This is a genomic window from Nonomuraea sp. KM88, assembly GCF_052245635.1.
GTDB lineage: Bacteria > Actinomycetota > Actinomycetes > Streptosporangiales > Streptosporangiaceae > Nonomuraea.
This window is the reverse complement of the sequence record NZ_JBQQCC010000031.1, coordinates 60534-69042: the sequence shown is the minus strand read 5'-3', so window position 1 is coordinate 69042 and position 8509 is coordinate 60534. Positions and strand designations below refer to the sequence as shown.

General features: G+C 71.2%; 8 protein-coding genes. 3 read left to right on the top strand and 5 right to left on the bottom strand.

Features of this window, described 5'->3' with window-relative positions; genetic code table 11:
- Window positions 1–142: 142 nt before the first annotated feature.
- On the top strand, window positions 143–442 hold the full coding sequence (locus ACTWPV_RS47055; RefSeq protein ID WP_443156819.1) for a tyrosine-protein phosphatase: 300 nt from the start codon (window positions 143–145) through the stop codon (window positions 440–442).
- Window positions 346–546: a hypothetical protein gene (locus ACTWPV_RS47050; protein ID WP_443156823.1), complete on the top strand. Its 201-nt coding sequence runs from the start codon at window positions 346–348 to the stop codon at window positions 544–546. The genes ACTWPV_RS47055 and ACTWPV_RS47050 overlap by 97 nt, the downstream gene beginning before the upstream one ends.
- A gap of 260 nt (window positions 547–806) precedes the next feature.
- Here the strand turns inward: ACTWPV_RS47050 and ACTWPV_RS47045 are convergent, their stop codons facing one another.
- The 5 genes from ACTWPV_RS47045 to ACTWPV_RS47025 all read right to left on the bottom strand — a co-directional run bounded on the left by ACTWPV_RS47045 (window position 807) and on the right by ACTWPV_RS47025 (window position 6133).
- On the bottom strand, window positions 807–1580 hold the full coding sequence (locus ACTWPV_RS47045; protein WP_443156818.1) for a type II secretion system F family protein: 774 nt from the start codon (window positions 1578–1580) through the stop codon (window positions 807–809).
- A 144-nt stretch (window positions 1581–1724) separates the two neighbouring features.
- Window positions 1725–2435, bottom strand: a complete 711-nt coding sequence (locus ACTWPV_RS47040; RefSeq protein WP_443156817.1) for a type II secretion system F family protein — start codon at window positions 2433–2435, stop codon at window positions 1725–1727.
- Window positions 2432–3592, bottom strand: a complete 1161-nt coding sequence (locus ACTWPV_RS47035; RefSeq protein ID WP_443156816.1) for a TadA family conjugal transfer-associated ATPase — start codon at window positions 3590–3592, stop codon at window positions 2432–2434. Before ACTWPV_RS47035 ends, ACTWPV_RS47040 begins: the two co-directional genes overlap by 4 nt.
- Window positions 3589–4629, bottom strand: coding sequence for a septum site-determining protein Ssd (gene ssd, locus ACTWPV_RS47030; protein ID WP_347650901.1), 1041 nt, complete (start codon window positions 4627–4629; stop codon window positions 3589–3591). Before ssd ends, ACTWPV_RS47035 begins: the two co-directional genes overlap by 4 nt.
- Window positions 4630–5353: 724 nt before the next feature.
- Window positions 5354–6133 (bottom strand): oxidoreductase, encoded by a 780-nt coding sequence (locus tag ACTWPV_RS47025; RefSeq protein ID WP_347650900.1) that lies wholly within the window; start codon window positions 6131–6133, stop codon window positions 5354–5356.
- A gap of 356 nt (window positions 6134–6489) precedes the next feature.
- On the opposite strand from ACTWPV_RS47025, the gene acs reads away from it, so the two are divergent.
- On the top strand, window positions 6490–8463 hold the full coding sequence (gene acs, locus ACTWPV_RS47020) for an acetate--CoA ligase (RefSeq protein WP_443156815.1): 1974 nt from the start codon (window positions 6490–6492) through the stop codon (window positions 8461–8463).
- The last annotated feature ends 46 nt before the right edge of the window (window positions 8464–8509 follow it).

Genomic DNA, 8509 nt, shown 5'->3' with positions numbered 1-8509 from the left:
ACGTCGCGAGCGGGCTGGGGACGCAGAGACATGACGGAACTCCTCCATGTTCTCGCGGCCCGGTGTTCCCAGCCTCCCTCCCGAACTGGGGATCATCAACCGGAATCGGCCAACAGAGTCCTGAAGGTGGGGGTTTCCTCGGATGTATCCGATGAGCGATTCCAGGCACGCAGCCCGACACGTGGCAGTTTCCGGCGCCGAACGTAGGACCACCCAGCGGCACCTTGACTGGGAAGGATGCTCCAACGTCCGCGATCTTGCCGGCATCCCGGTGGCCGGTGGCGGCGAGATCAGGCCAGGCGCGATCGTTCGTTCGGACAACCCCGAGAGCTCAGCACGGCCCGGTTGCCCTCGTTGTTCGCCGCCTTGGGGATGGACGACCAGACGGAGGAGATACGGAACATCCTGGTCAGGAAGCACACCACCGCCCGAGACGCCATGATCAGCGCGCTGGAAGGCGTCGACGTCGAGGCTCGCCTTCGGGCGGCCGGCCTCGGCGACGACGAAGTCACCGCACTGCGCTATCGGCTCGTCCAGCCAGCGTGAACAGCAACCGCCTCTGGTCGGGAACCCGGACAACCCACACATGAACGTCGGAGCTCGTACGGGGCGGTGTGACACGGCACGTGCTCGCTGGGCGAGTCACACCACCAGTCACACCACGAGCTCCTGGTGGGTTCATGAAGACGGGCGGGTGTCATCGCGTGGACCTGGTGAGTCTGTCTCACCAACCATCCGAGGTGAACGGCAGGCTCGCGCGGGCATGGCGAACGTGGCGGGGGCTCGCATATGCCGGGAGAGTTACGTCAAGGAAGGATGATCGTCGAAGCGAGCCCGGCTATCACCGGGACGATCCCGAGCAGGACGAACGCCGGCAGGAAGCAGAGACCCAGCGGCGCCACGGCCTTGACGCCGACCTGCCTGGCCGAGGCGACGGATCCGGCTCTGGCGGCCTCTCGGGCGTCGTCGGCCAGGCGGGTCAGGACATCGGCCACCGGCGCGCCGCTTTGAGCCGCCCGGCCCATCGCCCGGCAGAGCCCGCCCATCGCGGGATCCCCGGCGAGGGCACCCCACGTGCTTTCCGGGTCGGCGCCCAGGCGCAGCCGGCTGCTCACCCAGCCCAGCCGCCGGCCGAGAGGGCCGCCGATCGTACGGCCTGCGATCTCGGTGGCCGCGCTCACCGGGCGGCCGGCGAGCAGGCACGCGGTCATCAGGTCGGCGGCGAAAGGCAGGTCGGCGGCCATTCGCTCGCGGTCCTGCCGCGCCTGCTGCGGCTCCTGCCTGTGCAGGAAGACCGCGACCGCGGCGCTGGTCAGCAGGCCGGCGATGATTCCTGTCGCTCCGAGTCCGAACAGGAGGGTGGCCATCAGCCCTGCGCAGGTGGCGGTGACGGCGGTCTTGCGGGTCATCCGTTTCGGGGGATCGTGGGAGGGGTCGAGCCAGGCCGGCGCGTCTTCGGCCTGGCTGCCGGGAAGTTCACCGGGAGGGCGTAGCCGGGCCAGGCGCCCGGCCGGGGTCATCGGGGAGAGCCACAACCACGCGGCCAGGCCGGCGGACAGGGCGGACAGCAGCGGAAACATCGGTGAGATCCGTTCGGTCGTGTACGGGCGAGGAGGACGTCAGGACTCAGCCCGAGGCCTGCCCACGAGCACACCCGGACCCAGCACGGGCGACCCGAGAGCACAGCCGGGCCCAGCCCGGGGATGCTCGTGAGGACACCGGGCTCAGCTCTGTGCTCGGGCGGCCATGCGGTTGGTCCACCACAGGCCGCAGGCGTCGAGGGTTACCCCCGCCACCAGGCACATCAGGCCCGGCAGGCTGCCGAGCAGGAAGGTGAGGGGGCCCATGCCGAGGGCCGCCGCCATGAGGAGACCCAGGGCCGGGAGCGCGGCCAGCATCTTCGCCGTCGTGCGAGGCCCGGCCAGTTGCGCGGCGACGTCCTGGCGATGGGCCCGCGCCGCGCGTAACGTGCTCGCCACCCGGTCGACCAGGGCGGACAGGCCGGCGCCCACCGTGACGCCGACCTCCCAGCAGACGGCAAGCCGGCGCAGGCCCTCGCCTCCTTGCGGCGGGGCCGCGGCGATCAGTGCCGCGGGGACGTCGCCACCGTCTCGCGCCGCGGCCACGACCGGGCGCAGGGTCTCCGGGTCGGGGAAGTCGACCGATGCCAGGGCCCTGGTCAGGGCCTCTCCGGGGGTGCGGCCTGCGGACAGCTCTGCCGACAGCGCCTGGCACAGCTCGATGGACGCGCTGCGCCAGGCGTCGGCGCGCCGGGCCGGGTGAGTGCGGGTCAGCAGCCGGCCGAGCGAGCGCCACCGCGGCCCGGCCGGGCCTCCGGTCAGTCTGCTCAGTCGGGTCGTGGCGAGGTCCGGGCCGGTCCACATCCACACGGCGCACGCCGTGCACACGGCGGCGACGATCAGCGCGCTACTCATGTCAGAACCCTCCGGGCCAGGGCGTCGTGGCCCGGGCCGACGTCGGTGTGGCCTTCGGCGTCGAAGGTCAGGGCGGGGATCGACTCGACGAGGCCGGTCGGGGTCCTGGTGAGCAGGCAGATCTCGGCGATGCGCCGGCGTCCGTCGGGGCGGTCGCGGGTCAGGTGGACGACCGCGTCGAGCGCGGCCGCCAGCTGGCTGTGCACGGCGTCCCTGCTCAGGCCCGCCGCACAGCCCAGCGCCTCAAGCCGCGGAGGTACGTCGGCCGCGGTGTTGGCGTGCAGCGTGCCGCAGCCGCCCTCGTGCCCGGTGTTCAACGCCGCCAGCAGATCCACCACCTCCGATCCGCGCACTTCACCGACCACCAGGCGGTCAGGACGCATCCGCAGCGCCTGGCGTACGAGATCGCGCAGGCCCACACCGCCCGCGCCCTCCAGGTTGGCCGGGCGGGTCTCCAGGCGAACCACGTGCGGGTGGACCGGGCGCAGCTCGGCGGAGTCCTCCACCAGCAGGAGGCGCTCGCCGGGGTCGGCCAGGGAGAGCAGGGCCGACAGGAGCGTGGTCTTGCCGGTGCCCGTGCCGCCGGTCACGAGGAAGGCGAGCCTGGCGGTCACCATGGCGGACAGCACCGGGATCGCGGGTGGGGTGATGGTGCCGGCTGCGACGAGGTCGGACAGGGTGAACGTGCGCCGGGGTGGCAGGCGTAGCGAGATGCAGGTGCCGCCGGACGCCACGGGCGGGAGCACCGCGTGAAGGCGCACGCCGCCCGCGAGCCGGGCGTCGACGTGGGGGCAGGCGTCGTCGAGGCGTCTCCCGGCGGCGGCCGCCAGGCGCTGGGCCAGCCTGCGTACGGCGCCGTCGTCGGAGAAGGTGACCGACGTGCGTCGCAGGCCGCCGCCCTCGTCGATCCACACCTCACGCGGGCCGTTGACCAGGACGTCGGTCACCTCGGATCGGGCCAGGAGCGGCTCCAGCGGGCCCGCGCCCATCAGGTCGGCGCAGAGGGCTCTGGCCACGGCGAGGATCTCAGCGTCGCCGTAGACGGCCTTCTCCGCTCTGAGCGCAACCGCCACCTGGGCGGCGCTGGGCTCGGCCCCCGTGCGGGCCAGGCGTACGCGAACCGCCTCCACCAACTCGGGCGAGACCAGGGGCGTCATGCCGGGAGGAGGTCGCGCAGCAGCGAGGAGCACAGGGCGCCGAGCACGGTGCGGGGGCCCAGTCCGGGCAGCTCGCCCCGGTTGAGTGTGGCGGTGAGGCGCGGCTGGTCAGGCAGGCTGCCGGCGGCGGGGATGCCGAGGGATCCGGTGGCCATGTCGTCGTCCAGAACTCCCGGGCGCAGGACGGCCCGCAGATCCGAGGTGTGCTTGCGGGCCTCGCCCAGCACCTGGGCCGCGGAGAGGACGCCGCGCACGTCGGCCGTGGCCACGAGCAGTGTGGTCTTCGCCCTGGTGAGGGCCTCGATCGCGGCAGGGTCGAGGTGGCGGGGAAGGTCGGCGACGATCAGGTCGAAGCCGCGCCTGCCCGCCTCCAGGACCGAGCGCATGGCCTGGGCAGGGATCGCCGCCACCTCGCCTCTGTGAAAGGAGAGGACCGCCAGGTCGCCGAACGACGGCAGCGCGGCCTGCAGCGCGCTGGAGCTGATGCGGCCTTCCCTGGCCACGAGGTCTCCCCAGCGTGCGCCCGGCGCCTCCTCGTGGCCGAGCAGCGCGTCGATGCCGCCGCCGAGCGGATCGGCGTCGACCAGCAGCGTGCGGAGGTGGTCGCCCGAGGCGCGCAGGGCCAGGCAGGCAGAAAGCACGCTCGCGCCCGCTCCGCCGCGCCCGCCGATCACGCAGATCAACGCCCCGGAACGGGGGTCGGGCTCCATGGCGTCGGCCAGCCGCTCCACCAGATGGCGCTCGTCGTTCGGGAGGGCCACGACGGACTGGGCGCCCACGGCGACGCATTTTCGCCAGGTGTCGGAGTCGTCCGGGTCTCGCGTCACGAGCAGGATCTGGTCTCGGGCCGGGAGTGAGGCCGCGGCCGCCGCGTCGGCCTGGTCGGCGCCTACCGCGATCAGCGGCGCGAGGTTCCAGTAGGGGCGGGCGTGGGCGGGGACGTGGGCCACGTCGAGCTGGGCGCCGGCCGCGGCCGCGATGCGGACCAGGTCGTCGAGCAGGGCGTGGTCTTCGGTGATGACCAGGGGACGGTGCATCGGGGGCCTCCTGCGTGGGTGGGAGGCTCACCTTGCTGAAGGCGGCGCGGGCGCCGGCCGGGCGAACGCGATTCTGTGGATAGAGGCGTCACAGGCCCCTGAGCCTGTGGACGGAGGTGGGGAAAAGGGCGACCCCCGCCGGGGGGAGAGCGGGGGTCGCCTGATCGGTCCGGCTCCGGGGGGGTAGAGCCGGTCCCGTTTCAGAAGAAAGCTTTCATCACTTCACCAGCACCTGGCAAGGCACTCGCAAACGCATGGCACGCACGGTCTCCCCAGTTTCTGGTGATACCACCGTATGCTGCCCGATCGACTCGAGTTTCGTCGAGGAGCAATCCTGCATTTTCGCCAAGTTTTTTCGCTGCGACATAACGATCACATAAAGACAATCACGCTCCGTGATCATCACGACTCGGTAACCGGATCGGCGCAGGACTCCCGCGACGCGCCCATCGCCGCGTAAAGGTCTTGGTCCGAGGGGTTCCCATCAGGGCACATCCGTCGTAGAAAGGGGTTACGGACCACTTGTCCGGGTGCATCAGCCGGGTACCCACGCGCGACCAGCCGCGGGAGGCGCGTCGTGACGGGCTTGACCCGCTCCGACGGATACAGGTGCACGCTTGGTAACCCGGTGTGATGCACCGGCGGCGGCGTCTCTTGACCGAGACGCCGTCAGCTATGTCGGATTCGCCCCAAAGCTTCTCCCCAGCGTCTCCGCGCGAACCCGTCAGCCTCTCTGCATGGCCTCGCAGATGGCCGTGGTCTCGCGCGCTCCGAGGGTTACCGCGGCGGCACATTGTTGTACCCACCGGCTCACACCCTCGGGCGTGCCGCTCAGGTACGCCCGCAGCCCCTCCGCGTACGGCAGCTCCAGCCGCCCCACCTCGACGGCAACCAAAGACTTGGGGTCAAGCCCGAATTCGACCAGCGTCAGCCGTTCGGCCGCACGTGCCACCACCCCGTCGGCCGTGCCGAAGGGCCGCAGCACGGCGAGCTCCGCGTGGATCACGGCGGCCAGCACGATCGCGGGCGCGCTCGTGGGCCGTTCGAGCAGGCCGAGCAGGGCCTCCATGCGGGTCGCCGTCTCGCCGGCGTCCGGCGCCGCGCCCAGACCCAGGGGGTCGGGGACCGTGTCGAAGGTGCGCGGCCGGCCGAGAGCGGCCTCCGGCGCGAGGCCGGCGGCCGCCACGGTGTGCAGCCGTGCCAGCACCTGCCGGGGCGCCTTCCGCCAGGTCGGGCCCATGCGGCCCAGCTCCGCGGACGCGCGCAGCGCCCCCTGGACGAGGGGGTCGCGCACCTCGTCACGGCGCAGGGCGTCGAGGGACACGTCCACGCCTTCGAGCGCGGCCGACGCGCGCGCCCCGCGCAGCGACGACTCCGCGGACACGGCGGGGCTCGCCCGGCGCAGGACGCGGTGACGATAGAGCCGGTCGACGGCCTTGCGGGCCTCGTCGACCGCCTCGGAAACGCCGGGGAACCGCGCGATGACGGTCAGGGGGTCACTCACGGAACCCGACCCTACCTGCGGGTAATGCGCGCCCCGCCACCGCGGCACGGTGACCGAGCGTGCTCGCGACCGGACGGCACGACGACCGCAAGGAGAGAAAGCCCCGGCAGCAGCACGACTCCAGGGGACCCATAAACCCCCGAACCACCCCCCGCCGCACCTGAGCAATCGCTCCGGAGCGTATTCTTCGGATTTCAGGATGACAACGTTTCAATTGCGTTTGTCATGCAAGTGGGTAAGTGCGAACGCCCATGGAACCGGACGGTACAGACCTGTCTAGACCTCTTGTGTACGGAGGTCGTGAGCTGGTGAAGTGGGACACGACCTATCCAATCTGGCCATAGAAGGAGCACGAGGTGGCCCCGGAGACCCCTGGCAACGAAACCCAGGCGCTGTCCAACCTGCTGCAGGAGAACCGCCGGTTCGCACCTCCGGCCGACCTGGCGGCGGCCGCGAACGTGACCGCCGCCGCATATGACGAGGCCGCCGCCGACCGCCTCGCCTTCTGGGAGGGCACAGCCGAGCGGCTGACCTGGGCCAAGAGGTGGGACAAGACACTCGAGTGGAACGCGCCGTTCGCCAAGTGGTTCGTCGGCGGCGAGCTCAATGTGGCCTACAACTGCGTCGACCGGCACGTCGAAGAGGGGCGCGGCGACAGGGTCGCCTACCATTGGGAGGGCGAGCCCGAGGGCGACACCCGCACCCTCACCTACAACGATCTGAAGGCCGAGGTCAGCAAGGCCGCCAACGCCCTCCGCGAGCTCGGAGTGAGCAAGGGCGACCGGGTGGCCATCTACATGCCGATGATCCCCGAGCTGCCGATCGCGATGCTGGCCTGCGCCCGCATCGGGGCCGTGCACTCGGTCGTGTTCGGCGGATTCTCGGCCAGCGCGCTCAAGAGCCGCATCGACGACGCGGACGCCAAGCTCGTGATCACCGCCGACGGCGGCTACCGCCGCGGCAAGCCGAGCGCGCTCAAGCCGATCGTGGACGAGGCCGTCGCCGAGTGCCCGCAGGTCGAGAACGTCCTCGTCGTACGCCGCACGGGCCAGGACGTCGCCGTATCCGACAAGGACCTGTGGTGGCACGACGTGGTCGACCGCCAGAGCGACCAGCACACCGCCGAGCCCCACGGCGCCGAGGACCCGCTGTACATCCTCTACACCAGCGGCACCACGGGCAGGCCCAAGGGCATCCTGCACACCTCAGGCGGCTATCTCGCGCAGACCGCCTGGACGCACCACGCGGTCTTCGACCTCAAGCCCGAGACCGACATCTACTGGTGCACGGCCGACATCGGCTGGGTGACCGGCCACTCCTACATCGTGTACGGCCCCCTCGCCAACGGCGCGACCAGCGTCATCTACGAGGGCACCCCTGACACCCCGCACCGCGGCCGGTTCTGGGAGATCGTGCAGAAGTACAAGATCACGATCCTCTACACGGCGCCCACGGCGATCCGGACGTTCATGAAGTGGGGCGACGACATCCCCGCCAAGTACGACATGTCCAGCCTGCGCGTCCTGGGCTCCGTCGGCGAGCCGATCAACCCCGAGGCGTACGTCTGGTACCGCGAGAACATCGGCCGCGACCGCTGCCCCGTCGTGGACACCTGGTGGCAGACGGAAACCGGCGCCATCATGATCAGCCCGCTGCCGGGCGTGACCTCGGCCAAGCCGGGCGCCGCGATGCGCCCGCTGCCGGGCGTGGTCGCCGACGTGGTCGACGACCAGGGCACCAGCGTCCCCAACGGAGGCGGCGGCTTCCTGGTGGTGCGCGAGCCGTGGCCGGCGATGCTGCGGACCATCTGGGGCGACGACCAGCGCTACATCGACACCTACTGGAGCCGGTTCGAGGGAATGTACTTCCCCGGCGACGGCGCCAAGAAGGACGCGGACGGCGACCTGTGGCTGCTCGGCCGCGTGGACGACGTCATGCTGGTCTCCGGCCACAACATCTCCACCACCGAGGTGGAGAGCGCGCTGGTCAGCCACCCGAAGGTGGCCGAGGCGGCCGTGGTCGGCGCGACCGACCCGGTGACCGGCCAGGCCATCGTGTCGTTCGTGATCCTGCGCGGCGCCGCGGAGGAGAACGACGACATCGCCGCCGAGCTGCGCAACCACGTGGCCAAGACGCTCGGCCCGATCGCCAAGCCGCGCCAGATCCTGGTCGTCCCCGAGCTGCCCAAGACGCGGTCCGGCAAGATCATGCGCCGCCTCCTGCGCGACGTCGCCGAGAACCGCAGCATCGGCGACGTCACCACGCTGGCCGACAGCACGGTGATGGACCTGATCTCGGAGAAGCTCCCGTCCGCGAAGTCCGAGGACTGAGGTAAAAGCAGGGGCGCATGTTTCCGTGACGGAAGCATGCGCCCTC

Coding starts and splice junctions, on each gene's coding strand:
- ACTWPV_RS47055 (WP_443156819.1), top strand. CDS start 143: ATGTATCCGATGAGCGATTCCAGGCACGCAGCCCGACACGTGGCAGTT.
- ACTWPV_RS47045 (WP_443156818.1), bottom strand. CDS start 1,580: ATGTTTCCGCTGCTGTCCGCCCTGTCCGCCGGCCTGGCCGCGTGGTTG.
- ACTWPV_RS47035 (WP_443156816.1), bottom strand. CDS start 3,592: ATGACGCCCCTGGTCTCGCCCGAGTTGGTGGAGGCGGTTCGCGTACGC.
- ssd (WP_347650901.1), bottom strand. CDS start 4,629: ATGCACCGTCCCCTGGTCATCACCGAAGACCACGCCCTGCTCGACGAC.
- ACTWPV_RS47040 (WP_443156817.1), bottom strand. CDS start 2,435: ATGAGTAGCGCGCTGATCGTCGCCGCCGTGTGCACGGCGTGCGCCGTG.